The sequence below is a fragment of the Rhodococcus sp. EPR-134 genome, assembly GCF_001647205.1.
Taxonomy (GTDB): Bacteria; Actinomycetota; Actinomycetes; order Mycobacteriales; family Mycobacteriaceae; genus Rhodococcus_F; species Rhodococcus_F qingshengii.
Map to the genome: position 1 here is coordinate 1 of NZ_LVCT01000004.1, position 23,573 is coordinate 23,573.

At 63.1% G+C, this 23,573-nt stretch carries 23 protein-coding genes and 2 pseudogenes; 3 read left to right on the forward strand and 22 right to left on the reverse strand.

Going from position 1 to position 23,573, the window contains the following annotated elements; translation table 11 throughout:
* The 8 genes and pseudogenes from A2J01_RS00110 to A2J01_RS00150 form a co-directional block, all read right to left on the reverse strand.
* Nucleotides 1–114, reverse strand: a pseudogene (locus tag A2J01_RS00110) (nucleoside deaminase); the annotation flags it as partial.
* 77 nt (nt 115–191) lie between these two features.
* Nucleotides 192–2,735, reverse strand: a complete 2,544-nt coding sequence (locus tag A2J01_RS00115; RefSeq protein WP_064111343.1) for an ATP-dependent Clp protease ATP-binding subunit — start codon at nt 2,733–2,735, stop codon at nt 192–194.
* Nucleotides 2,736–3,032: 297 nt separating this feature from the next.
* Nucleotides 3,033–3,890 (reverse strand): esterase/lipase family protein, encoded by an 858-nt coding sequence (locus A2J01_RS00120; protein WP_064111348.1) that lies wholly within the window; start codon nt 3,888–3,890, stop codon nt 3,033–3,035.
* 38 nt (nt 3,891–3,928) lie between these two features.
* A complete protein-coding gene (locus tag A2J01_RS00125; RefSeq protein ID WP_047269726.1) occupies nt 3,929–4,825 on the reverse strand; it encodes an esterase/lipase family protein in 897 nt (298 codons plus the stop codon).
* Between the two features lie 150 nt (nt 4,826–4,975).
* Nucleotides 4,976–5,314: a histone-like nucleoid-structuring protein Lsr2 gene (locus tag A2J01_RS00130; protein ID WP_003945673.1), complete on the reverse strand. Its 339-nt coding sequence runs from the start codon at nt 5,312–5,314 to the stop codon at nt 4,976–4,978.
* 642 nt (nt 5,315–5,956) lie between these two features.
* Entirely contained in the window at nt 5,957–7,468 is a 1,512-nt protein-coding gene (gene lysS / locus A2J01_RS00140) for a lysine--tRNA ligase (RefSeq protein ID WP_064111354.1), read from the reverse strand.
* Nucleotides 7,469–7,479: 11 nt separating this feature from the next.
* On the reverse strand, nt 7,480–7,983 hold the full coding sequence (locus tag A2J01_RS00145) for an anthrone oxygenase family protein (protein ID WP_064111359.1): 504 nt from the start codon (nt 7,981–7,983) through the stop codon (nt 7,480–7,482).
* The gene (locus A2J01_RS00150) at nt 7,980–8,813 is read right to left on the reverse strand and encodes an NAD(P)H-binding protein (protein WP_064111361.1); all 834 of its coding nucleotides are present in this window, start codon (nt 8,811–8,813) and stop codon (nt 7,980–7,982) included. Before A2J01_RS00150 ends, A2J01_RS00145 begins: the two co-directional genes overlap by 4 nt.
* A gap of 80 nt (nt 8,814–8,893) precedes the next feature.
* Here A2J01_RS00150 and A2J01_RS00155 point away from each other — a divergent pair, with 80 nt between their 5' ends.
* On the forward strand, nt 8,894–9,853 hold the full coding sequence (locus A2J01_RS00155) for an AraC family transcriptional regulator (protein WP_064111363.1): 960 nt from the start codon (nt 8,894–8,896) through the stop codon (nt 9,851–9,853).
* 21 nt (nt 9,854–9,874) lie between these two features.
* Here the strand turns inward: A2J01_RS00155 and A2J01_RS00160 are convergent, their stop codons facing one another.
* The 14 genes from A2J01_RS00160 to A2J01_RS00225 form a co-directional block, all read right to left on the reverse strand.
* A complete protein-coding gene (locus tag A2J01_RS00160; RefSeq protein ID WP_003945445.1) occupies nt 9,875–10,297 on the reverse strand; it encodes a rhodanese-like domain-containing protein in 423 nt (140 codons plus the stop codon).
* On the reverse strand, nt 10,294–10,812 hold the full coding sequence (locus tag A2J01_RS00165; RefSeq protein WP_007726989.1) for a cysteine dioxygenase: 519 nt from the start codon (nt 10,810–10,812) through the stop codon (nt 10,294–10,296). The genes A2J01_RS00160 and A2J01_RS00165 overlap by 4 nt, the downstream gene beginning before the upstream one ends.
* A 261-nt stretch (nt 10,813–11,073) precedes the next feature.
* Nucleotides 11,074–11,889 (reverse strand): type III pantothenate kinase, encoded by an 816-nt coding sequence (locus tag A2J01_RS00170; protein WP_064111365.1) that lies wholly within the window; start codon nt 11,887–11,889, stop codon nt 11,074–11,076.
* 3 nt (nt 11,890–11,892) lie between these two features.
* Entirely contained in the window at nt 11,893–12,339 is a 447-nt protein-coding gene (gene panD, locus A2J01_RS00175) for an aspartate 1-decarboxylase (RefSeq protein WP_003945761.1), read from the reverse strand.
* Between the two features lie 27 nt (nt 12,340–12,366).
* Nucleotides 12,367–13,299, reverse strand: a complete 933-nt coding sequence (gene panC / locus A2J01_RS00180) for a pantoate--beta-alanine ligase (protein WP_175280118.1) — start codon at nt 13,297–13,299, stop codon at nt 12,367–12,369.
* On the reverse strand, nt 13,292–14,233 hold the full coding sequence (locus A2J01_RS00185) for a Rossmann-like and DUF2520 domain-containing protein (protein WP_003945822.1): 942 nt from the start codon (nt 14,231–14,233) through the stop codon (nt 13,292–13,294). The genes panC and A2J01_RS00185 overlap by 8 nt, the downstream gene beginning before the upstream one ends.
* A 110-nt stretch (nt 14,234–14,343) precedes the next feature.
* Complete coding sequence (locus A2J01_RS00190) at nt 14,344–15,465, reverse strand: DUF6779 domain-containing protein (RefSeq protein ID WP_179090775.1); 1,122 nt, start codon at nt 15,463–15,465, stop codon at nt 14,344–14,346.
* 68 nt (nt 15,466–15,533) lie between these two features.
* Nucleotides 15,534–16,001 carry a DUF3180 domain-containing protein gene (locus A2J01_RS00195; protein WP_153213529.1) on the reverse strand — a complete coding sequence of 156 codons (468 nt, stop codon included), beginning with the start codon at nt 15,999–16,001 and terminating at the stop codon, nt 15,534–15,536.
* Between the two features lie 17 nt (nt 16,002–16,018).
* Entirely contained in the window at nt 16,019–16,522 is a 504-nt protein-coding gene (gene folK, locus A2J01_RS00200) for a 2-amino-4-hydroxy-6-hydroxymethyldihydropteridine diphosphokinase (RefSeq protein WP_007727001.1), read from the reverse strand.
* Entirely contained in the window at nt 16,519–16,884 is a 366-nt protein-coding gene (gene folB / locus A2J01_RS00205; protein ID WP_003945780.1) for a dihydroneopterin aldolase, read from the reverse strand. Before folB ends, folK begins: the two co-directional genes overlap by 4 nt.
* Before the next feature lies 1 nt (nt 16,885).
* Nucleotides 16,886–17,746: a dihydropteroate synthase gene (folP, locus tag A2J01_RS00210; protein WP_020968349.1), complete on the reverse strand. Its 861-nt coding sequence runs from the start codon at nt 17,744–17,746 to the stop codon at nt 16,886–16,888.
* A gap of 5 nt (nt 17,747–17,751) precedes the next feature.
* A complete protein-coding gene (gene folE, locus A2J01_RS00215) occupies nt 17,752–18,369 on the reverse strand; it encodes a GTP cyclohydrolase I FolE (RefSeq protein WP_019746783.1) in 618 nt (205 codons plus the stop codon).
* A 59-nt stretch (nt 18,370–18,428) separates the two neighbouring features.
* A complete protein-coding gene (gene ftsH, locus A2J01_RS00220) occupies nt 18,429–20,993 on the reverse strand; it encodes an ATP-dependent zinc metalloprotease FtsH (RefSeq protein ID WP_064111367.1) in 2,565 nt (854 codons plus the stop codon).
* Between the two features lie 267 nt (nt 20,994–21,260).
* The gene (locus A2J01_RS00225; RefSeq protein WP_007727006.1) at nt 21,261–21,908 is read right to left on the reverse strand and encodes a FadR/GntR family transcriptional regulator; all 648 of its coding nucleotides are present in this window, start codon (nt 21,906–21,908) and stop codon (nt 21,261–21,263) included.
* A gap of 99 nt (nt 21,909–22,007) precedes the next feature.
* Between A2J01_RS00225 and A2J01_RS00230 the strand changes: the two genes are divergently transcribed.
* Together A2J01_RS00230 and A2J01_RS00235 are read left to right on the forward strand one after the other, a co-directional pair.
* Nucleotides 22,008–23,348 (forward strand): SLC13 family permease, encoded by a 1,341-nt coding sequence (locus A2J01_RS00230; RefSeq protein ID WP_064111369.1) that lies wholly within the window; start codon nt 22,008–22,010, stop codon nt 23,346–23,348.
* 28 nt (nt 23,349–23,376) lie between these two features.
* Nucleotides 23,377–23,573, forward strand: a pseudogene (locus tag A2J01_RS00235) (acyl-CoA synthetase); the annotation flags it as partial.

Consider the following 23,573-nt stretch of genomic DNA (forward strand, 5'->3'; position numbering starts at 1 on the left):
AAATGTTCCGTCGGCCGCTGCCAGGACGGAACCGAAAGGTTCGTCGCCCGCATCCAATGCTTCCGTTGCCAATTCGACGCAACGGCGCAGGTGACCCAGTTCGATGTCGTTCATGTGTACGCCCTCTCCCGTGATACACGAAACGGGCGGCACCGGTGAGGTGCCGCCCGTTCGTTACCTACTCTGCTGTACTACTCTGCTGCGCTTTCGCTTTCGCCGGCCTTGGTCAGCTCGATCGGCGGTGCGTCCGGCACGTCGATCGGCTTCTTGGTAGGCGTGAACGTGAACTTCGCGTCCTCGCCCGAGCCTTCGCCGTCCCAGTTCTCGACGTCGACGAGCACGATGTGGCCGGGTCCGATCTCTCCGAAGAGGATCTTCTCGGACATCTGGTCCTCGATCTCGCGCTGGATGGTGCGACGCAGCGGTCGTGCACCCAGTACGGGATCGAATCCGCGCTTGGCCAGAAGCGACTTGGCCTTGTCGGTGACCTCCATGGCCATGTCCTTGTTCTTGAGTGCCGCCTCGACGCGAGCGAGCATCAGGTCGACCATCTGAACGATCTGCTCGTTCGTGAGCTGATGGAAGACGACGATGTCGTCGATACGGTTCAAGAACTCGGGACGGAAGTGCTTCTTCAGCTCGTCATGAACCTTGAGCTTCATGCGCTCGTAGTTCGACTCCGTGCCCGTTCCTGAGCTGAAGCCCAGGCCGACTGCCTTGGAGATGTCAGACGTACCGAGGTTGGACGTGAAGATCAGCACCGTGTTCTTGAAGTCGACGGTACGTCCCTGACCGTCGGTGAGACGGCCGTCCTCGAGCACCTGCAGGAGGGTGTTGTCGATCTCCTGGTGTGCCTTCTCGATCTCGTCGAACAGCACGACGCTGAACGGCTTGCGGCGCACCTTCTCGGTGAGCTGGCCGCCCTCTTCGTATCCGACGTACCCGGGAGGGGCACCGAACAGACGCGAAGCGGTGAAGCGGTCGTGGAACTCGCCCATGTCGATCTGGATCAAGGCGTCGTCGTCGCCGAACAGGAAGTTGGCGAGCGACTTCGCGAGCTCCGTCTTACCGACACCGGACGGGCCGGCGAAGATGAACGAGCCCGAGGGACGCTTGGGATCCTTCAGACCTGCACGCGTACGACGGATCGCCTTCGAGACGGACTTGACCGCCTCTTCCTGGCCGATGATCCGCTTGTGCAGTTCCTCTTCCATGCGGAGCAGACGAGTGGTCTCCTCCTCGGTGAGCTTGAAGACGGGGATACCGGTCCAGTTGCCCAGAACCTCGGCGATCTGCTCGTCGTCGACCTCGGCAATGACGTCCAGGTCGCCCGCACGCCACTGCTTCTCACGCTCAGCGCGCTGAGCAACGAGGGTCTTCTCCTTGTCACGCAGGTTCGCAGCCTTCTCGAAGTCCTGCGCGTCGATCGCGGACTCCTTCTCGCGACGCGCGTCGGCGATGCGATCGTCGAATTCGCGCAGGTCCGGCGGTGCAGTCATCCGACGGATGCGCATTCGCGCGCCCGCCTCGTCGATGAGGTCGATCGCCTTGTCCGGCAAGAAACGGTCGTTGATGTAGCGGTCGGCCAGCGTCGCCGCTGCCACGAGAGCACCGTCCGTGATGGAGACACGGTGGTGAGCCTCGTAGCGGTCACGAAGACCCTTGAGGATCTCGATGGTGTGCTCGACGGTCGGCTCGCCCACCTGAACGGGCTGGAAACGACGCTCGAGAGCAGCATCCTTCTCGATGTACTTGCGGTACTCGTCGAGCGTGGTGGCACCGATGGTCTGCAGCTCACCGCGAGCAAGCTTGGGCTTGAGGATGGAGGCCGCGTCGATAGCGCCTTCGGCCGCGCCCGCACCCACGAGGGTGTGCAGCTCGTCGATGAACAGGATGATGTCGCCGCGGGTGTTGATCTCCTTGAGAACCTTCTTCAGGCGCTCTTCGAAGTCACCGCGGTAACGGCTGCCGGCCACGAGCGACCCGAGGTCGAGCGTGTACAGCTGCTTGTCCTTGAGGGTCTCGGGGACCTCACCGTTGACGATTGCCTGAGCCAGGCCCTCGACCACAGCGGTCTTACCGACACCGGGTTCACCGATGAGAACCGGGTTGTTCTTGGTACGACGCGAGAGAACCTGCATGACACGCTCGATTTCCTTCGCGCGGCCGATGACCGGGTCCAGCTTGCCTTCGAGGGCAGCTTGCGTCAGGTTGCGACCGAACTGGTCGAGCACGAGCGAGGTGGACGGCGTGCCGGCCTCTCCGCGGGTGCCACCGGTTTCGGTGGGCTCTTTGCCCTGGTAGCCCGACAGCAGCTGGATGACCTGCTGGCGGACGCGGTTGAGATCGGCACCGAGCTTGACCAGAACCTGGGCTGCTACGCCCTCACCCTCACGGATGAGACCGAGCAGGATGTGCTCCGTACCGATGTAGTTGTGTCCGAGCTGCAGCGCTTCGCGCAGACTCAGCTCGAGGACTTTCTTGGCGCGCGGTGTGAAGGGGATGTGACCGGACGGAGCCTGCTGGCCCTGGCCGATGATCTCCTCGACCTGGCTGCGGACTCCCTCGAGGGAGATACCCAACGACTCCAACGACTTGGCTGCGACACCTTCGCCCTCGTGAATGAGGCCGAGAAGGATGTGCTCCGTGCCGATGTAGTTGTGGTTGAGCATCCTGGCTTCTTCTTGAGCCAGGACAACAACGCGCCGCGCGCGATCGGTGAACCTCTCGAACATCGCTCTCCCTCACACTCTCCGGCGGGCAGGTTCGAGACCGGATGTCTCGTCCCTGGTCGCCGCGTTTCGCTCCGGCACTACAGACTGATCGCCTCGCCGGTCAGCGGACTGACGTCCACGAATCGACAAAGGTTGCACGACCCCACTTATTACTCTAGAGGGCGCGAAGTCCACCTGCTGCTCCTCCACCCGATTGGCGGCGGAAGCCGGACTGCTTACCGTTCACAACGTCGCAGCTGAGGGAATCGTTTCCCGGTTCCTGTACGCCTGAAGCGAACAGCGATTTTCGACGCCTGATCAGCCGAATATCGGGAGTACCCGAGCGCACGGCACCTCACGCGGATTCGACGGATCCAGCGCGTTGAGCGTCAGAGTCGCCGTTCGCTGCGACGCCACCAGCGCGATGTGATCCGACAGGTCCTGCTCGCAACCGTCCTGAACAACTATGTTCGACGCGTTCGACGCGGCCAGTATTCCGCTGCTGTACGGAACGACCACTTGATCGAACCGAGTCACGATGTTGGTGTACTCGACGTCATCGGAGTAGACGCCCGCGTCGCGCAGTTCGGTCACGAAGGTGGCGTTGTCGAAATCCGGTCCCCCGACGCCTTCCGGCGGCCCGACCTCCGAGCCGTCCCACAACGGAGCGATGGAGACGATCTTGGAAACCTTCGTGTCACCGCCGAGGAACTTGGCGTAGTAGGCACTGACCGTCGTCCCCTGGGAGTGCCCGATCAGGTCGACCTTCGAGGCACCCGTCGCAGAGAGAACGTCGTCGACGAAGTCCGACAGCTGCCCTGCGCTGTCTCCGAGTGGTGCGAGACCGCCGGCTGCGGAAATCGGCCACGGCTGGTCCGTTCGATTCCCGAAGGTGAGCGCAAAAAGGCAGTATCCCTCGTTGGCTAGTACGGGTGCGAGTACGCCCCAATTGGTCTGACGGTTGGCCGCCGTCCCGTGCACCAGGACGACTGGATCAGGATGAGCAGCGGAAGGCGTGCACGAGAAGTCGTTGGTGCCAGGGGCCGATCCGCCCGGGTTGGTCGCTTCGAGGGCGATTCCACTGAGGAAACCGGACGGGACGGGAAGAGGTTCGTTCGCCGACGCAAGAGACGGCGCGGACACGGCCACGGCTCCCGCCACAGCGAGAGCGCCCACGCATGTTCGAATCCCCACCGAAGGCCTCCGCATAGTGATCAACCCACGACGGGCAATACCGAGTTGCACGGTACCGGCCGCTGATGCGCGGGGTCGAGTGCATTGAGAGCAAAAGTCGCGGCGCGCAGCGATGCCGCGATGGCGAGGTGATCGGAGATGTCTTGCTCACAACCGTCCTGGACGACGATGTTGGTGGCGTTCGGCCCAGGCTCCAGCCCATTTGTATACGGCAGCACCAGTTCGTCGTAGCGGGTCGTGATGTTCGTATAGTGAACACCCGGCGCGTAAACGCCTCCCGCACGGAGATTTTCGATGAACTCCGAGCCTGCCCCCATGTTCAGACATGCCTTGCAGATCGGGAATCCGGCCTGCGCTGCCTCGGATACCCCGAGTTCGCGAAGGCTGCGGCCGACACTTGCCTGCTCGTTTCCGAGCGTTCCCTTCCACAGCGACGCCACCGAGACGATGTTGTCCACTTTGTCGGCACCACCGAGGAACTTCGCGTAGTACCCGTTGATGATGGTGCCCTGGGAATGTCCGATCAGATCTACCGATGTAGCACCCGTGGCATCAAGTACTTGATCGACAAAATTCGACAATTGCGCTGCGCTGGAAGGAATTTCCTGCATTCCACCGATGGCCGACAACGGCCACGGCTGCTCGGGGAAGTTGCCGTATGTCAGCGCGAAGACGCAGTAGCCCTCGTTGGCGAGCAACGGCGCATAGGTGGCCCAGTTGGTCTGCCTGTTTCCACCCGTTCCGTGAACGAGCACAACCGGATTGGGATGTTCGGCAGTCGGTTTACACGAAAAGTCATTGGATCCAGGAGCTGAACCGCCAGGATTTCCCAACTCCTGAGGAACACCGGCAAGGAAGGCATTGGGCACGGGCAACGGGGCCTGAGCCGAAGCCACGGAGGTGAACCCGACGAGCATCAGAGCGGCAAGAACCACGCCCCCGAACAACCTGTTTCTGTGCACGACCGACTCCTCTACGAGAGATGCGAACCGTGCAGACGCTAACAAACTAGAACGCGTTATCAATCCGTTTCGGCAAAATGCGCCCGAATCCATTCGCGATCCATTTCAGACGGCCTTTTCGTAGGCTCGGCGCACCTCGGTGGAAATACGACCGCGGGCCGAAATCTCGAAGCCTGCACCCTTGGCCCATTCGCGGATGGCGGCACTCTGATCGCGGTCCGCAACGGGACGGGATTTGGTCACCGCTCCGTTGACTGATTTGGCGGAATTCGACTTTCTCGCATGAGGAATCCACTTTTTCAGTGCATCGCGCAGTTCCGCGGCGTGGGCGGCGGTGAGATCGATTTCGTAAGCAACTCCGTCGACGGAAAACTCCACAGTTTCGTCGGCGGGCGATTTTTTGTCCAGATCGTCAACCATCGTGACAACAACCTTTTTCACCACGACCATTCCTCCCCAGATCCTTCGATAAGCAGCGACAATAGCACCTGGACAAACGTCCTGTCTCGGCTCGTCAGGATGATTGGGACTTCTCGCCACCGGGTATGCCGGTCGACTTGTCTTGCGACAAGGACAGTGCCGATACACTCCTCGCGACGCATCGGGGGATGCATCCAGACGGGGGAATCATGACAGACGACGGCTCGAGAAAAGACCTCTACCGAGCGCAATCTTCGCCTCCAAGAACGGCACTCTCGCCAGTATCGCTTACGGCGGACCCACGAATTTCACCATCTCCGGACGCCCTGCGATCCGGCACGCCGCAACCGTCACAAATATCCCGGCGGACAACGAATGCTATCCGCCCTCAGCACAATTCGATGTCGTCACCACACCCGGATACTCCACAGCCGAGGTCATGGTCTTCCTTGTCCAGTCGGATCAGGGACTACCTGACGCACTCAACCAGGGCACGATCGACCAAATCATCGCAACAATTCGAGAGTCCGAAACTCGGGCGACCGCGCATGGATGAATCCTTTGCCGCAGGCGAATGTCGTTGGGAACTATCGAATACCTTGGGAGCGCCTCAACTGAAAAAGGTTCGGCCGCAACATGTGCGGCCGAACCTTGATCGAAGTAAAGCTAGCGAGCGGACGGACGAACGATCGGGAAGAGGATCGTCTCGCGAATACCGAGACCAGTCAAAGCCATCAGCAGTCGATCGATTCCCATGCCGGTGCCGGTGGTCGGCGGCATGCCCTGTTCCATCGCGGCGAGGAACTCCTCGTCCAGCACCATCGCTTCGTCGTCGCCTGCCGACGCGAGGCGCGCCTGGTCGACAAAGCGCTCACGCTGGATGACCGGGTCGACAAGTTCGGAGTAGCCTGTCGCCAACTCGAATCCGCGGATGTACAGGTCCCACTTCTCGGTGACACCCTTCTTGCTGCGGTGATCACGGGTCAGGGGCGACGTCTCGACCGGGAAGTCACGGACGAACGTCGGCACGTACAGCTGATCGCCGCACTGGTGTTCCCACAGCTCCTCGACAAGCTTGCCGTGGCCGTAACCCTTGTCCTTGGGAACCTCGAGGCCGACCTTCTCCGCCAGAGCGAGAAGCTCGTCGACCGTCGTACCCGGCGTGACCTCGGTGCCGATGGCAGCCGACAGCGACGGGTACATCTCGAGAACCTGCCACTCGCCACTGACGTCGTACTCGGAACCGTCGGCGAGGGTGAGGACCTGCGTGCCGAATGCTTCCTGCGCAACTTCCTGGACGAGTTCACGAATCATCTTCGCGGAATCGTCGTACGTGCCGTAGGCCTCGTACGTCTCGAGCATCGCGAACTCGGGCGAGTGAGTGGAGTCGACTCCCTCGTTGCGGAAGTTGCGGTTGATCTCGAAGACCTTCTCGATACCGCCGACGACGCAACGCTTGAGGAACAGTTCCGGCGCGATACGCAGGTACAGGTCGATGTCGAGGGCGTTCGAATGCGTGACGAACGGGCGAGCTGCCGCGCCGCCGTGCAGCGTCTGCAGCATCGGCGTCTCGACCTCGAGGAAGCCGCGGCTCTCGAGTGCATTGCGCAGCGCACGGACAACAGCGACGCGCTTGCGGGCGTTGTCCCGAGCCTCGGGGCGAACGATCAGATCCGCGTAGCGCTGACGCACCCGGGACTCTTCGCTCATTTCCTTGTGAGCAACCGGCAGGGGGCGCAGCGACTTGGACGCGATCTGCCACGCGTCGGCCATCACGCTGAGCTCGCCGCGACGGGAGCTGATGACCTCACCGTGGATGAAGACGAAGTCGCCGAGGTCGACGTCGGACTTCCAGGCAGCCAGCGCCTCTTCGCCGACGCCGGCAAGGCTGATCATGGCCTGCAGCTGGGTACCGTCGCCTTCCTGCAGAGTCGCGAAGCACAGCTTGCCGGTGTTGCGCATGAAGATGACGCGGCCGACGACGCCGACCAGCACGCCAGTCGCCGTGTCCGGCTCGAGTTCCGGGTACTCCGCGCGGATCTGCGCGAGCGTGTGGGTGCGATCAACCGAGACCGGGTACGCCTCCTGCCCCTGCGCCAGGATCCGCTCACGCTTCTCGCGCCGGATACGGAGCTGCTCGGGGGTGTCGTCGACTGGCTGGGCTTCTACATCACTCACGGGGTACAAGACTACTGGGCCGTGTCCACCGCGTTTGTTGCTGGTAGCACCGCGGCGACCGCGAGCACGATTCCCGACAGGAGGTACAGCGCAACCCTGACGTGATTCCACACCGTCCAACCCGCCTCGTACGACGCCCATGCGGCTGCGTCGGTAGCGCTGACCGAGGCAAAAGCGTCGTTGCGAGGGACGTGGTAGATCGCGGTCACCGCGAAGGACGCGAGCACCCCGACGCAACCGACGACAGCAAGGACCCAGCCGTCCGGTCTGGAGATCGCTGCCCAGATTCCAGCGGCGATCGCGGTGAGCGCCGATCCGACCAGCGGCAGCATCAACGCACTACGCGGCGCTTCGACGTTGATCGCCTGCATCGACGTGATCGCGGTATGTGCATCGACCGACCGCAGAGCGGGCATCACGAAGGACGAGAAGGCAAACAACGCACCACCGGCGACGAGCGCGCCGAGCGCAGTCACCCCGAGCAGCAACTCCAAGAAAATCTCGGATTTCTTCACGACCAGACCCCCGTTCGGGCAGCCTCGGCGGCAAAAGTGGTGAAATCTCGAGCGGGTCGTTCCAGGACCTCTTCGACGACACCGGTCACACTTTGATTTCGTCCGTCGAGAACCTCGGCAAACAGGTACCTGAGTAACTCCACGACGTCACTCGGGACGCCGACCTCCGCCATGCCGTCGGAAAACTGTTTGAGTCCAATTCTTTCGAATGTCACGAGACGACCCGACGCCGTCGAAATCGCATCCACCGCCGCCGCGAAGGTGAGCAACTCCGGACCTGTCACCTCGAGAACTCGGCCGAGGAGGTCGGTTCGAGTCAATGCGGCCACCGCCACGTCGGCGAGATCGTCGACGTCGATGAACGGCTCCCCCACCTCGCCGACCGGAAGTGCCAGGTGGCCTTCCCGAATCGGATCGAGTAGGTACCCCTCACTGAAGTTCTGGGCAAACCAACTGGCCCGCACCACAGCCCATTCCAGACCGCTGTCGGCGAGAACCTGCTCGGCTTTCTGCGCCGCCGGTTCACCGCGCCCGGACAGGAGCACCATGCGACGAACCCCTTCGCGGTACGCAAGCTCCGCGAACTCCTCGATGTGGGTGCTCGATTCCGGAACAGCCAGATCTGGCGCATACGTCACATATGCCACGTCGACGCCGGACACTGCTGGCTGCCACGTCGTTTGATCGTTCCAGTCGAAACGCGCCCCGGATGTTCTCGATGCGATTCGGGTACGGATTCCCACCGCCGTCAGCCTCTGCGCAACGCGCGCACCGGTCTTGCCGGTACCACCGATCACTACTGCCGATTGAAAGTCGCTTGTTGTCGTCATGCACTCATTCGACCGCGGAGCGTCAATACGATCCATAGCCCAAGGTCGCAAAAACATACGTCAGCGTCTACCGTCGAAGCATGGATGCATTGTCGATGATGCTGGCCGGATCGCGGGCGGAGGGCGCTTTTCTACTGCGCTCGCTGCTCGATCCACCGTGGTCATTACGTATCGAGGACCACGCACCGATCACCGTGCTGGTTCTGGTTCGAGGCAGCGCGGTCGTCGTCTCCGACACCGGACAGACAGAAGATCTCGAGGCCGGCGACGTTGCACTGTTGCGCGGCCCCGATCCGTATACGGTCGCCGATCACCCGGACACACCAGTCCACGTACTGATCGACGAAGCACAGAATTGCGCTGCGGTCGACGGCACAGCGCTCGAGGACATGTCAGTTCTCGGCGTTCGCACCTGGGGCAACTCGACCAGTGGTCAGACCGTCATCCTCACGGGCACATACCGTTTGGACTCCTATGTCAGCCGTCAGATCCTCGACAGCCTGACACCCGTCGCGGTAGTGCGACGCAGCATCGAAACCGCGCCGATGACAAACCTTCTGGAACAACAGATCGCCGCCGACGGGCCAGGGCAGGAAGTGTTGCTGGACAGGCTCCTGGACCTTGTCCTGATATCGGCGGTCCGTACGTGGTTCGCCGAGAACCCGAATCGATCACCGCGATGGATCAAGGCCTACGAGGATCCCGTCATCGGGCATGCCTTGCGGCTCATACACAATCGGCCGGAACACCCCTGGACGGTCGCGAGCCTGGCCCAGGAGTCCGGCAGCTCGCGAGCGGCCTTCGCGCGCCGGTTCACCAGCCTCATGGGGCTCGGACCTGTCGGCTATCTGACCGAGTGGCGACTGTCCGTGGCGGCGGATCTACTTGCAGACCCGGCACGAACGGTGTCGTCGATCGCGCGAGAAGTGGGCTACTCGAGCCCCTTTGCCCTCACAACCGCGTTCACCCGTCATCACGGAATGAGCCCGAAGATGTACCGCCAGACCCGCTGTGCGCCTTTATTAACCGCCCGCGGTTAATAAAGGCGCACAGCAAATACCTCAATGAGCCGAAACCGCCGCCAGCTCGCGGGAGCAATGACGAACTCCGCTGAGCGCACCGAGCAGGCCGGCGGCCTTGATCGCCTGGTACCCGCCCACGAGATCGGTGGCCTTGTGCAGACCCAACTGCTGCAACGACGCTGCGGCCAGGCTCGAGGTGTAGCCCTCGGAGCAGACGATCACCCACTCGACGTCGTGGTCGGTGGCCAACGCGAGGTGTGCGCTGCTGGTGGGGTCGAGGCGCCATTCGAGCACGTTCCGCTCGATCGCGAGTGCACCGGGAAGAGTTCCCTCGATGGCGCGCTGCGCCTGCGGGCGAATGTCGACGAAGATCGCGCCGCGGTGGAAGGCTTCGGTGAGCTGGAAGACGTACATACGATCGATCTGTGCGCGAGCGTCGTCGAGCATTTGGTCGATGGTCATTTGGTGCCCCCCTCGGGCAGGTCGGTCAGCTCGGTACGGGTGCGGCGAAGTGTCCGGTGATCCGTCACTTCGTAGAAGGACATTGCCGTCAGCGGCGGCGAGTACGCGTGAACGCTCAGAGTCGGTGCATCAGAGCTGATTTCGATCGGAGCACCGGGAGCATCCGTCGAACGCACGACATCGTGAACCCAGCCGAGCGGGAACGAAGCCTGGTCGCCGGCGTCGAGCTGGCGTTCCACCAGGGCGTCACCGGCCCAACGGAATTCGGTGAGCGAACCACTGAGGACGGTCAAGGCGCCGAACGAGCCTGCGTGGTCGTGCAATTCGGTGTTGCGTTCGGGTACCCAACTGATGAGCCACACATCGACGTCGTCGTCCGCGTGCAAGCGGGTGGACCAACGGTCGAGCGTCGGGAAGGTGTCGGGGATGAGGTGGTCGAAACGGCCGTCGAGCACGCCGTTTGCTCCCTCGTCGGTCAGACGCAGCAGATCGGCCGGGCGAAGGCGGGTAGGCAACGACGCACCACTCGGACGGCGTCCGGACGCCCCACGATTAGCGCTACGACCTGCGGAAACAGCACGATCAGCAGCGAGAGTCGGGGTCAAAACAGAGAGATCTGCAGAATATGTGGATAGCACGAGCTAGCTCCAAGGAATGTGAATTGGTCAAGGCAGCGGTCAGCCTCGACAACACTCCTGAGCACCCATGCAGCGATTCACGAGCACCATTGTGGCATAACTTTTGCAATCGCGAAACCGCTGGAACGAAACCATCGATCAGGCGACGGGTCGTCGACCGGATCCACGACGCGCCTGATTGCGCTCGAAGACCAACCTCAGCCCCTCGAGGGTGAGGTCCCGTTCGAGGTGATCGATGGTGTCGGACTCGGGAATGATCAGCGGTGCGCTGTCCCCGGTCGCGATCACGGAGACGTCGTCACCACCGAACTCCGGTAGTTCGTCGCGGACGCGGTTGACCAATCCGTCGACGAGGCCTGCAAAGCCGAATACCGCACCGGACTGCATGCATTCGACGGTATTCTTGCCGACCACCGCACGCGGGCGCACCAATTCGACCTTGCGCAGCGCAGCGGACTGCGACGCCAAGGCATCGGTCGAGATCTCGAGTCCGGGCGCGATGCAGCCGCCCAGAAACTCACCCTTGGCGGAAACGACGTCGACACAGGTCGACGTACCGAAGTCCACGACAATGCACGGCCCCTCGTAAAGATGGTGAGCGGCAAGGCTGTTGACGATCCGGTCGGCTCCCACCTCTTTGGGGTTGTCCACCAGCAGTGGCACACCGGTGCGAATACCCGGTTCGACCACCACATGGGGAACGTGACCCCAGTACCGCTCGAGCATCACACGGATTTCACGCAAGACGGACGGCACTGTCGACAGCGCCGCAACGCCGGTGATCTGATCGACATGAGAACCCAACAGCCCACGGAAGGTCAACGCCAACTCGTCGGCAGTCATCCGAGGATCGGTTCGCATTCGCCAGTCCTGCAACAGCTTCGAATACTCACCAGTCCCGGAGAACAGACCGAGAACGATGTTGGTGTTCCGGACGTCGACCGTGAGCAGCATGGATTACACCAGGCTGGATTCGCGCGAGGCCTCGAGCGTCGACAGCATGCGTGGGGTGATCAGACCCGAACCCTCCGGCGCGTGAGCCGGGTCGGAACCGAGTTCGATCTGCTTGTTGTCGGCATCGACGAAGACTACGCGCGGGGAGTACTCCTTGACTTCCTGCTCGTTCATCACGCCGTAGGCGATGAGGATGACCAGGTCGCCTGGCTTGACCAGATGCGCTGCCGCACCGTTGATTCCGATGACACCAGTTCCGCGCTCGCCGGCAATGACGTACGTCTCGAGACGCGCACCGTTGTCGATGTCGACGATGCACACCTGTTCGCCTTCGAGGAGGTCTGCGGCGTCCATCAGATCCTGGTCGACGGTGACGGAGCCGACGTAATGCAGGTCGGCGTGAGTCACGGTGGCGCGGTGGATCTTCGACTTCATCATCGTGCGAAACATATCCAGGTCCTTACTCGTGAAAAGTGCTCAGTGAGACAGCAGGTCGTCGATGGCGTCGGCGGATGGGTCGGTGTCACGCTCGAGGAAGCCGGTTCCCACCGCGACACCGACGTTGTCGATCAAACGGGTGGTTCCGAGCTTGGCGGCCACCAACAGTCGACCGTCACCTCGCTCGGGCGCGGGGCCCAGATCGACGCCCCGAACCTCGAGGTAGTCGACCTCGATTTCCGGAACAGCTGCCAGAACAGCGCGTGCGGTTTCCAGGATTGCTTCCGCTCCCCCAGCCGCCGCGTGTGCACCGGCGATCAGAGCGGCGGACAGCGCGACCGCTGCCGCGCGCTGGTTCTCGTCGAGGTAGCGATTGCGAGAGGACAACGCGAGACCGTCGAACTCGCGAACCGTCGGAACTCCGATGATCTGTACATCGAAGTTGAGATCCCACACCATCTGACGGATGAGCGTCAGCTGCTGGTAGTCCTTCTCACCGAAGTACGCGTGATTGGGTGCCGCGATCTGCAGCAACTTCGCCACTACCGTCAGCATTCCCGCGAAGTGAGTGGGGCGCGCTCCGCCTTCGAGTTCGCTACCCAACGGGCCCGGCACGACGGTGGTGCGCTGGCCCCGCGGGTACATCGTCTTGGCGCTCGGCGCGAACACCAATTCGACGCCCTCGGCGCGCAACAGGTCGAGATCCGCATCGAGAGTGCGCGGGTACGCGTCCAGGTCTTCACCGGCACCGAACTGGAGCGGGTTCACGAAGATGGAAACGATCACGACGGCGCCGGTGACCTTGGCCTGACGAACCAGTTCGATGTGGCCGGCATGCAGCGCACCCATCGTCGGAACGAGCGCCACCTGACGCCCGACACCTCGCAGTGCCCGCGAGACGCGCCGAAGCTTGTCCGGATCGTGGTGCACCGTCAGTTCGCCGCGCTTGTATCCGCCCTGCAGATCACTCACGACGGTCACCTCCCGTTTCAGTCAAGATGTCGAACAATTCGGTGGGGGCGCCCACCCGCTGGGCCGATCGCAAGGACATCGCCCGATAGCCGGCAGCGAGCTCCGGATCCAGGTCTGTCAGTACGCGCAAATGTGTGTCGACAGCAGCAGCGTCGCCGCGTGCCACCGGGCCGGTCAACGCCGAGGGACCGCGTCGTAGCGCGTTGTCCAAGGCCGCCGACAGCAGCGGCTGCAGGACTCGCTCGGCCACTCCACCCGGATCGCCGTCGACCAACTGCTGACCGAGCAGCTCGTCACCTTGCAACGACGCTCGCAGGGCCTCGACGGCGTCGACCACGAGCGTGACCAGGTGATTACTGCCGTGAGCCAGTGCGGCGTGGTAGAGCGCGCGGTTCTCCTCGCGCACTCGGACGGGCTCGCCGCCGATCTCGAGGACCAGTGACTGCGCGATCGCGTAACCGATGTCGTCGGCAGCGGTGATTCCGAAGCATGCCGACGACAGCCGTGCGGTGTCCTCGTCGTGACCGGTGAACGTCATCGCCGGATGGATAGCCAGGGGTAGTGCGCCCAGTTCGGTGAGTGGAGTCAGGATCGCGATCCCGTTGGCACCGGACGTATGGGCGACGAGCGTGCCCGGCTTGACGGCATGGGTGGCCGCCAGACCTCGAACAAGATCCGCAAGTTGATCGTCAGGAACGGCGAGAATCAGCAACTCGGAACGAGCTGCGACGTCGGCGGCCGGAAGAATTTCGGTATCGGGAAGCCGCTTCACAGCGCGGGCAACCGAGGCGCTGGAGACGGCGGAGCAAGCGCTGACAACATGACCGGCTCGCTCCAATGCGGCACCGACAGCTGTTCCGACCCTGCCTGCGGAGACAATTCCTACCGTCAATCGCGCAGGTGCAGGTCCATTAGTGATCCCGAAGGAAGTCACCGGATTCCTCTCGTTCGTTCCAGTCCCGCTCGGCGGGTACCAGACGTTCTGCGTCCGAGGATATCCTTCGCCCGAACCGTCATGCCATGGCCGGGCGAGTGATCTGCGACTCAGTCCTCTCGGCGACGGCGTCGACCGGAGCCTTCGGACGGGTTGTTCGAACTCAGATTCGCCATGATTTCGGCGACGGTCAATCCGTTGGAATGAGCACCACTGGCGGCATCTTCCGGAGCAGCACGGCGACGACGTCGCGGCTCCGCGTCAGGCTCCGCAGCGGATTCGGGTTCAGCTTCCGCGACAGCTTCGGGAACAACCGCGGGAACAACCTCGGGTACCTCTTCGACGACAGCGTCTTCGATGACGGCATCTTCGATGTTCGGGGCCTGGGCGGGAGCCTTGACTTCAGGCTCGACCGGCGCGACCGGCTCCGAATCCTTCTTCACCGAAACGTCTTTCACCGTTCGTGTCGGCGAGGAACTCACCGGAGAACTCGGTGCTTGGTTCCCGCTCTGGGGCTTCTGCGTCTCTTGTGGCTTCTGCGTCTCTCGAGACTTCTGGGTCGGGATGACGCGCGGCGCCACGAAGCTGCTGTCACGCCACGACGTCTCCGCGAACACGACGGTTGTCTCAGCAGTCACCGGATCGTCGTTGGGCGAAGCCAAGCCGCCGACGTTCGGTGCCGGTTGGCTGGGCCCGCTCTGGCCGGCGCCGGGAACGTACAACCCCGACGGTGCCGGCTGGTACGCGCCGTACGAACTACCGCCAAGTTCCGGCACTCGCGTCGAATCGGTCTTGAGCGCGGTCTGTTCGGGCAGCAGCCCACCTTCGAACAGTGCTTCGAGGTTTCGGCGCAGCGCCACCAATTCGGCGCGCAACCCGGCCAGCTCCTCCGCGTCCGCGGTCACCTCACGTCGCACGCGACCTTCGACGCTCAGTTCGTACTCGCGTCGAGCAGAAATTTCACGTTCGAGCTGCAGTTCGTACACGGTCTGCAGATCGGCAACCTTGGCTTTGTCCAGTGCCGACTCACGCCGATACTTGGTCATGGCGATAGCGCCGAGGGTGGCTGCCCACAGAGCGACGACCAGACCCACCCGAAGAAGCTGAACGCTGTTACTGAAAATCAGAAACAGCGAAGCAATGACAGCAAGTGCCAGAAGAGCAGCAATGATCATCTGGCTCGCGCTGCGCTTGCTTCGGCGCGCAGACTTCGATCGACCAGAATTTGTCATGGTTGCCAGGGTACTTGCCGAGACCGGGGTCGCCACGTACCTCGGTGGGTGATTTGCCGACCAGGCTGTCAGTGCGCAGGCTCGTCAGGTGTATCTTCCGGCGTCTTGCAACAATGTTCGAGCCACAGAGCTGCCGCTACCAGCGCAATTGCGGCGCCCAACCCCACCCACGCGCCCGGCGTGTCGGAGGCTGCAGCCTGCAGAACCGAGCGCTGTGGGATGAGATACACCAGCACTCCGACCCAGACACCGACGGTAGCTGAACCGACCAAAGCGGATGCTTTGGCCAATGCCAGCGCTCGGGCGGCGGTGATCGGATGAAGCTGTCTGAGCCCGTCGCCGACCTGCCGGTTCTTGACGCGTGAACGAATGACAAAAGCGAAGACGGCCTCGGCAACGGCCACGAAGTACAGCGACGCTCCCGCATAAACAGGGATGGGCGGCATCGAACCGTAGAACACGCGAATCAGAATCCAGGTGGCCACGGCCGCCACTGCGGCGAGTACCGCGAGTTCACTGATCCGGGTCGGCTTCAAACCCTTGTCGTTTTCGGTCACCGCGCAAGCACCACATCGGTAATGCGGACACCTTCGCGCTCAGTGCGATCGAGGCCGTCGAGAATTTGTGCCACCGGCAACTTCTGGCCGTCGACGATCAGCGTCGCGTCAGGCTCGACGTCCAGCCAAGGAACGAGAACGAATGCCCGAAGATGCGCGCGCGGATGCGGAAGTGTGAGCACGGGATCGGAACTGACGACGCCTTCGCAGTCGACTACGTCCACGTCCAGGCTCCGTGGCCCCCACCGCTGTTCGCGCACCCGGTCTGCGGCTTCCTCGAGAGCTTGCGAGCGGCGAAGCCATTCAGCGGCATCGGCTTCGGGATCGTCGACCACCACCACCGCGTTGTAGAAATCCTGCTGCTCGACGCCACCCCACGGCGCGGTCGAGTAGACCGGTGAGACAGCAACGACGGCGCTGCCCAACCCGTCGACAACGGACTGCAGGTGAGCCACGCTGTCGCCGATGTTGGAACCGATCGACAGAACAGCGCGCGTCATGCCGATCGGGTCCGATGTGCGACGACGGCGACGTCCGCAAAAACCAGCGGAATCGGTGCCGACGGTTTGTGGACAACAACCTCGACGCTCTCGACTCGCGAATCTTTCATGACGTCGTCGGCGATCTCCGCGGCGACGGTCTCGATGAGATCGCGCGACGGGCCGGCGACTATCGCTGCGGCGGCTTCCGCCAACTCGCCGTAGTGCAGGGTCTGCGTCAGGTCGTCCGACGCCGCGGCGGGAGCCAAGTCCATCCATACGGTGATGTCGATGAAGAAGTCCTGACCGTCACGCTTCTCGTGGTCGAACACTCCGTGATTGCCGCGAACCTTCAGTCCGCGCAATTCGATTCGGTCCCCCATGTCAGGCCCTTTCTCGTCCACGGTTCCAGGCGTCGACCACGGCAATGGCGTCGAGCGAAGCTTGTGCGTCGTGCACCCGAACTCCCCAGGCGCCTTCGCGCGCTGCAAGGGCGGAGACCACGGCCGTCGCAGTCTCGCGGCCACCAGGTGGACGCGGATTGCCGTCGGGATCGCTGAGCAGAGACCCCAGGAACCGCTTTCGGGAAGCGCCGACCAGTACCGGGAATCCGGTCGCGTTGAACTCGGGTAGTGCGCGCAACAGTGCCCAGTTGTGGTCGGCGTTCTTAGCGAACCCGAGGCCGGGGTCGAGGATGATCGACGACGAATCGACCCCTGCCTTCAACGCCAGATCGACCTGCGACAGCAGTTCGTCACGGACGTCGCGGACCACGTCGTCGTAGTGATCGGCGCTGCCACGATGGACGTAGTCACCGGCCGAGCGCCAATGCATGAGGATCCAGGGCACTCCGGCGTCGGCCACAACGGAGGCCATGTCGGGGTCTGCGCGACCACCCGATACGTCGTTGACGATGCCTGCGCCCGCTTCGATCGCGGCGGCGGCGACGGAAGCACGCATCGTGTCGACGCTGACGCGAATTCCGGCTGCCACGAGTTCTTCGATCACCGGGGCAATTCGGTCCGCCTCGAGTTTCGGATCGACGCGGGTGGCTCCGGGACGCGTCGACTCGCCGCCGACGTCGACGATGTCGACGCCGATGCGTTGCAGTTCGAGTCCGCGAGCGATCGCCGCGTCACGATCGAGAAATTGACCACCGTCGGAAAACGAATCGGCGGTGACGTTCAGAATCCCCATCACGACCATCCGGGCCGGATCGCTGCCTGCAACGGGAGCCGCGGACATCTTGCTCACTTACGCAGGATGAGGTCCAGCGCTTCGGACCGCGAGGCCGCGCTGGATTGCAGGAGCCCACGAACCGCAGACGTGGTCGTGCTGGCTCCGGGCTTGCGGATACCGCGCATCGCCATGCACAGATGCTCGGCTTCGATGACGACGATGGCTCCACGCGGGTCGAGCTTGCGCATCAAAGCATCCGCGATCTGACTGGTCAGGCGTTCTTGAACCTGCGGACGCTTGGCGTACAGGTCGACGACGCGCGCGAGCTTCGACAAACCGGTGACCTTGCCCGACTTTCCCGGGATGTAGCCAACGTGAGCAACACCGTGGAAGGACACCAGGTGGTGCTCGCACGTCGAGAACATCGGAATGTCTCGCACGAGCACCAACTCCTGGTGACCCTCGTCGAAAGTTGTGTTCAACGCGTCGTCGGGTTCGGAGTACAGACCCGCGAAGATCTCCTTGTACGAGCGCGCAACCCGGGCCGGCGTATCGAGCAGGCCTGGGCGCTCCGGATCTTCACCGACCGCGATCAACAATTCCCGTACGGCAGCCTCTGCCCGCGCCTGATCGAACGGGCGGCCCGTTCCGAGCGACACCAGTTCACTGGCCACATCATTCACCGACAACCGAACTCTCCTCGAGAATTGTTCACAGGTCCCCCGCCGCAGAGCCTAGTGGCGCAAGGTCAGCGAGATCCGTCCGGTCCGTCCCAGCGAACGGTGCTCGGTCCCTCGTCCTCAGCCGAATGATGCGGCGGAGGAGTTTGCGGCTGTTCCGGTGCGGGGCTCTGCCACTGGTTTTCACCCGACGGGTTTCCCCGGTTCGGATCGGCGAAGGGTCCACTGTCCGGGTACTGCACCGGGTAATCGGGCTGCGCGGGGTAACGGCGGCCGGGATGCGGCTGCTCCGGGTACGCCTGCTGCCCCGGGTGCGGCTGGCCGTACTGCCCCTGATCGGGCTGGGGCTGACCGTGTTGGGGCTGACCGTACTGGCCCTGCGACTGGTTCGGCGGGGTCGGATTCTGTCCACCGGTGTACCCACCCGACTGCTGTCCGGGGTACGTCGGCGACGGGTTCTCACGCGGAGGCCAACCCGGTGCCGACCATCCGGCGGGCGCTCCGTAGTCGGGTGTTCCCGGTTGCGGAGTCTGCTGCGGAGCACTCGGCTGCGGGTACGAAGGCTGTGCGTAGCCGTTCGAGGGTCCCTGGTTGCCGTTGTTGGGGAGACCACCGTTGTTGGGGAGACCACCGTTGGGGGCACCGCTGTTGGGTGCACCTGCCTTGACGAGAACAGGTGCGGCAGCTGGCTCCGGCCAGGTTTCGCCGCGCTCGATCGCGAGTTCGCGAGGAGTCTTCACCGGCGGACGATCCGAAGGCGTACGCCCACCGAAATCGTTGAAAGCCGTGATGCGCGGACGCTTTTCGACGCCGGCAAGGATCTTCTCGAGGTCCTTGCGAGTCAACGTCTCACGCTCGAGCAGTTCGGTAGCGATGAGGTCGAGCGCATCGCGGTACTCGTTGAGGATTGCCCACGCTTCGGTGTGCGCTGCCTCGATGAGGTTGCGCACCTCTTCGTCGATTTCACGGGCGATCTCGTGTGAGTAGTCGGACTGAACGCCCATCGAACGGCCGAGGAACGGATCCCCGCCCTCCTGTCCGTAGCGAACCGCGCCGAGCTTGGCACTCATGCCGTATTCGGTGACCATCGCGCGGGCGATCTTGGTCGCCATGTCGATATCGGACGACGCTCCGGTGGTGGGCTCGTGGAACACCAACTCCTCGGCGGCGCGTCCACCCATTGCCATGACGAGACGAGCGATCATCTCCGAACGCGTCATCAAACCCTTGTCGTCCTCGGGCACGGTCATCGCGTGGCCGCCGGTGCGTCCGCGAGCGAGGATCGTGACCTTGTAGACCGGCTCGATGTCAGGCATTGCCCAAGCAGCCAGCGTGTGACCGCCCTCGTGGTACGCCGTGATCTTCTTCTCGTGCTCGCTGATGATGCGACTCTTACGCCGCGGTCCACCGACAACACGGTCCACCGATTCCTCGAGCGAGGCTTCGGTGATGACGGTCCCGTTTTCGCGTGCGGTGAGCAGTGCAGCCTCGTTGATGACGTTGGCGAGATCAGCACCCGACATTCCGACGGTCCGCTTGGCGAGACCTTCGAGGTCGGCGTTGGGATCGATCGGCTTGCCCTGCGAGTGCACGCGCAGGATCGCGCGGCGACCGGCGAGGTCGGGGGCGCCGACCGGAATCTGGCGATCGAAACGTCCCGGACGCAGCAGTGCGGGGTCGAGGATGTCGGGGCGGTTGGTTGCGGCGATCAAGATGATGCCGGTGCGATCACCGAAGCCGTCCATCTCGACGAGCAACTGGTTGAGTGTCTGCTCGCGCTCGTCGTGTCCGCCGCCCAATCCTGCGCCGCGCTGACGACCGACGGCGTCGATCTCGTCGACAAAGATGATGCAGGGGCTGTTCTGCTTGGCCTGCTCGAACATGTCGCGAACACGCGAAGCACCGACACCGACGAACATCTCGACGAAGTCCGAGCCGGAGATGGTGAAGAACGGGACGCCGGCTTCGCCTGCGACAGCGCGAGCGAGCAGCGTCTTACCGGTTCCGGGAGGGCCGTACAGCAGCACACCGCGCGGAATCTTGGCGCCGAGCGCCTGGTAGCGAGCCGGGTTCTGCAGGAAGTCCTTGATCTCGTACAGCTCTTCGACAGCCTCGTCCGCACCGGCGACGTCGGCGAACGTGGTTTTCGGCATGTCCTTGGTGAGCTGCTTGGCCTTCGACTTACCGAATCCCATGACTCCGCCGCGACCACTGCCGCCCTGCATCCGGTTCATGACGAAGAAGAAGATGCCGAACAGAATGATCATCGGCAGCACGAATAGAAGGATCGACGTCAGCCAGCTCTCCTGAGTGACCGTCGTGTTGAACTTGTCCGCACCGGCGCCTTCGACCTTGTCGAAGATCTGCTCCGACGCACTCGCGGGGTACTTCGCCAGGATCTGCGTCTTACCGTCGGTGGCGTCGTTGCCGTTCTTGAGCCACAGACGAACCTGCTGCTCACGGTCGTCGATCTGCGCCGACTCAACGTTCTTGGCGTCGAGTTGGGAGATCGCGACCGAGGTGTCGACGGTCTTGAAGTCGCGGGTGTCGTTGCTGAAGTAGCTGAAGGCATAGATCACCAACAGCACGACGGCTACGAGTAGCACGTTACGGAACACAGTCTTACGGTTCATACAGGTCGGCCGATGTGGCCGGTCCTTTCGAGAGTGCGGGTCTGCCAGGTCGCCTTCCGGCTGCCAACCGGACACCTGCAGGTTACCGCGATCGGCCCCATCGATGCCCGCCAGCGGCCGTGCCGCTTGGTTGGAACGGTCGTCACTGTGTTCAACGTGCGCATTGCCGATCAGGTTCCCGGGCTACGTCGCAGCACAGTTTCCTGTGAGCGAACATGCTCATAGTGGTTATCGTGCGCTTTTCCGACGCTCGTCCGTCGTTATTCGTCAGGCCGTTTCGGAGAGGATTCCCGCAACAGCGTCAGCGGCGCCCGATTGGTCACCGTCGATGATCCGGTGGGCGAGCTGATCGAGTCGCGCAGACAGTCGCGCCGAGGACTCGGGCACGTCTGCCTGCTTGGCGATGGTGTCGTCGAGATCAGCCAATAGGCCGCCACCGGCCAGGTGCCTGACGCAGCGCCATGTCTCGGCGAAGTTTCTCGCGGTCCCGTCGTCGGTCAACATCGCGACCCGAAGCGCAGCGTTGGGATTCGACGCCGCCGCCCGAGCCAGGCCGGCCATGATCGCCTCCCTGGCAGCAGTCAGTTCATCGACGGTTCGGTCTTGCAACCGCACTCCCGAGTCTGCAGACCTACCCGCGTCGGGCGTCGGAGCTTCGCGAATCACCGCACCGTTACCGTGCTGGATTTCGACTCTGCCCCGAATCTCGAGGGCCACGAGCGCTTGAGCCAGCGACGCTCGACTGACGCCGAGTTCGGCAGCCAGGCTGCGTTCGGGAGGAAGCCGATCGCCGGGCGAAAGGCCTTGAGCCTCGATGAAATTCGAAATGTGCTCGGCCAACTGCTCATACAGACGCGGACGCTTCAATCGTCCGGGCAGGCCCGAGCGCGAGCCGGGCGATGACGTCGAATTCATGCCTCGGAGTGTACTTGACAAATGGAGCAGTGGCAGAGAGGCTAGGCCAATTCCAAGTGATGCAGACCACAAGCTGGTCGCGAACGGATTGAGAGTTCGATGGCAAATGTCATAGCCCTGTCAGTACTTGTCCTGGTGTTCGTCATATCCACCGTGAGGTCGGTGAACATGGGTGCGCTCGCCCTGGTGGCTGCCTTCGTCGTCGGAACACTGGTCTTCACCGTCGATACCAGCGAGATCCTCGACGGCTTCCCGGCCAGCCTCTTCGTCATCCTGGTCGGCGTCACCTACCTGTTCGCGCTGGCCAGAAACAACGGCACGGTCGACTGGATCATTCACGCGGCAGTCCGCGCGGTCAGAGGACGAGTGGCCCTCGTGCCGTGGGCGATGTTCGCGGTGTGCGCGGCCGTCACCGCCATGGGCGCGGTCAGTCCCGCTGCCGTCGCCATCATCGCGCCTGTGGCAATGGGCTTCGCCACCCGCTACCGGATCCACCCCATGCTGATGGGCTTCATGGTCGTCCAGGGCGCAACGGCGGGCAGCTTCTCCCCTATCGGAATCTTCGGTGTGATCACCAACGACGTCATGCGTCAGAACGGCCTCCCGTCGAGCCCGGCCTTGCTGTTCGTCTCGACCTTCGCGGCCGCGGCCGTTGTTGCTGCCATCGCGTACGTCTCGTTCGGCGGACGCGCGTTGATTGCGCGCGGCGCCTCCGAACGCGTGCTCGTCAACGCAGTCGGCAATGCGTCTGGCGGTGGCGACACCATCACCGGTTCGGGTTCCAGCGACAGCTCGAAGGGTGGCGGCAAGTCCTCGGGTGGGGCCGCTCCGCACGAGGGAGCGCTCAATCTCGAGCGGCGACTCACCCTGCTCGGACTGGCGTCGCTTGCACTCGGCGCCTTGGTGTTCGACCTCGACGTCGGATTCACCGCACTGACCGTCGCGGTACTTCTCACCCTGATCTTCCCGGCCTCCGCCCGCGGCGCCGTCGACAAGATCAGCTGGGGCACCGTGCTCCTCATCGGCGGAATCGTCACGTACGTCGCTCTTCTGCAGAACCAGAACACCGTCCAGTGGCTCGGGGATTCTGTTGCACACGTGGGGATTCCACTTCTCGCGGCGTTCTTGATCTGTCTGATCGGCGCGATCGTGTCGGCGTTTGCATCCACCACGGGAATCCTCGGCGCACTCATCCCTTTGGCAATTCCATTCCTCATGACCGGTCAGGTCAATGCAACCGGTCTGGTCATCGCGCTGGCAATCTCCTCGTCTCTGGTCGATTGCAGTCCGTTCTCGACCAACGGCGCGCTGGTGGTCGCGAACGCCGCTCCGGAAGAACGCGACGTGGTGTTCGGGCTGACGATGCGGTGGGGCATGACCATCATGGTGGTGACGCCGATTCTCGCCTGGCTGATGTTCGTTGTTCCCTGGTCCGTCTGAATCTTCGCTCAAAGAAAGGGAACTCGCGATGAACAGCGAATCCACACTTCTGCGCTCCCTCGACCCCCGCATCTTCGACGACCACGGAGCGGCGGTCAGTTTCGGCGAAGGCGCAACCCTCTCTCGCGCCGACTTGTTTGCCGCCGCCACCGCGGTCGCCGATCGAATCCACGGTGCACAGCGAGTGGCAGTACAAGCCGCCGCCCGCCTCGAGACAGTGGTCGC

Excerpts from the sequence above, each read along its gene's own strand:
- A2J01_RS00115 (WP_064111343.1), bottom strand. The coding sequence starts at position 2,735 with ATGTTCGAGAGGTTCACCGATCGCGCGCGGCGCGTTGTTGTCCTGGCT.
- A2J01_RS00125 (WP_047269726.1), bottom strand. The coding sequence starts at position 4,825 with ATGCTCGTCGGGTTCACCTCCGTGGCTTCGGCTCAGGCCCCGTTGCCC.
- A2J01_RS00150 (WP_064111361.1), bottom strand. The coding sequence starts at position 8,813 with ATGACGACAACAAGCGACTTTCAATCGGCAGTAGTGATCGGTGGTACC.
- A2J01_RS00155 (WP_064111363.1), top strand. The coding sequence starts at position 8,894 with ATGGATGCATTGTCGATGATGCTGGCCGGATCGCGGGCGGAGGGCGCT.
- A2J01_RS00160 (WP_003945445.1), bottom strand. The coding sequence starts at position 10,297 with ATGACCATCGACCAAATGCTCGACGACGCTCGCGCACAGATCGATCGT.
- A2J01_RS00170 (WP_064111365.1), bottom strand. The coding sequence starts at position 11,889 with ATGCTGCTCACGGTCGACGTCCGGAACACCAACATCGTTCTCGGTCTG.
- panD (WP_003945761.1), bottom strand. The coding sequence starts at position 12,339 with ATGTTTCGCACGATGATGAAGTCGAAGATCCACCGCGCCACCGTGACT.
- A2J01_RS00190 (WP_179090775.1), bottom strand. The coding sequence starts at position 15,465 with ATGACAAATTCTGGTCGATCGAAGTCTGCGCGCCGAAGCAAGCGCAGC.
- folK (WP_007727001.1), bottom strand. The coding sequence starts at position 16,522 with ATGACGCGCGCTGTTCTGTCGATCGGTTCCAACATCGGCGACAGCGTG.
- folB (WP_003945780.1), bottom strand. The coding sequence starts at position 16,884 with ATGGGGGACCGAATCGAATTGCGCGGACTGAAGGTTCGCGGCAATCAC.
- folP (WP_020968349.1), bottom strand. The coding sequence starts at position 17,746 with ATGTCCGCGGCTCCCGTTGCAGGCAGCGATCCGGCCCGGATGGTCGTG.
- ftsH (WP_064111367.1), bottom strand. The coding sequence starts at position 20,993 with ATGAACCGTAAGACTGTGTTCCGTAACGTGCTACTCGTAGCCGTCGTG.
- A2J01_RS00225 (WP_007727006.1), bottom strand. The coding sequence starts at position 21,908 with ATGAATTCGACGTCATCGCCCGGCTCGCGCTCGGGCCTGCCCGGACGA.
- A2J01_RS00230 (WP_064111369.1), top strand. The coding sequence starts at position 22,008 with ATGGCAAATGTCATAGCCCTGTCAGTACTTGTCCTGGTGTTCGTCATA.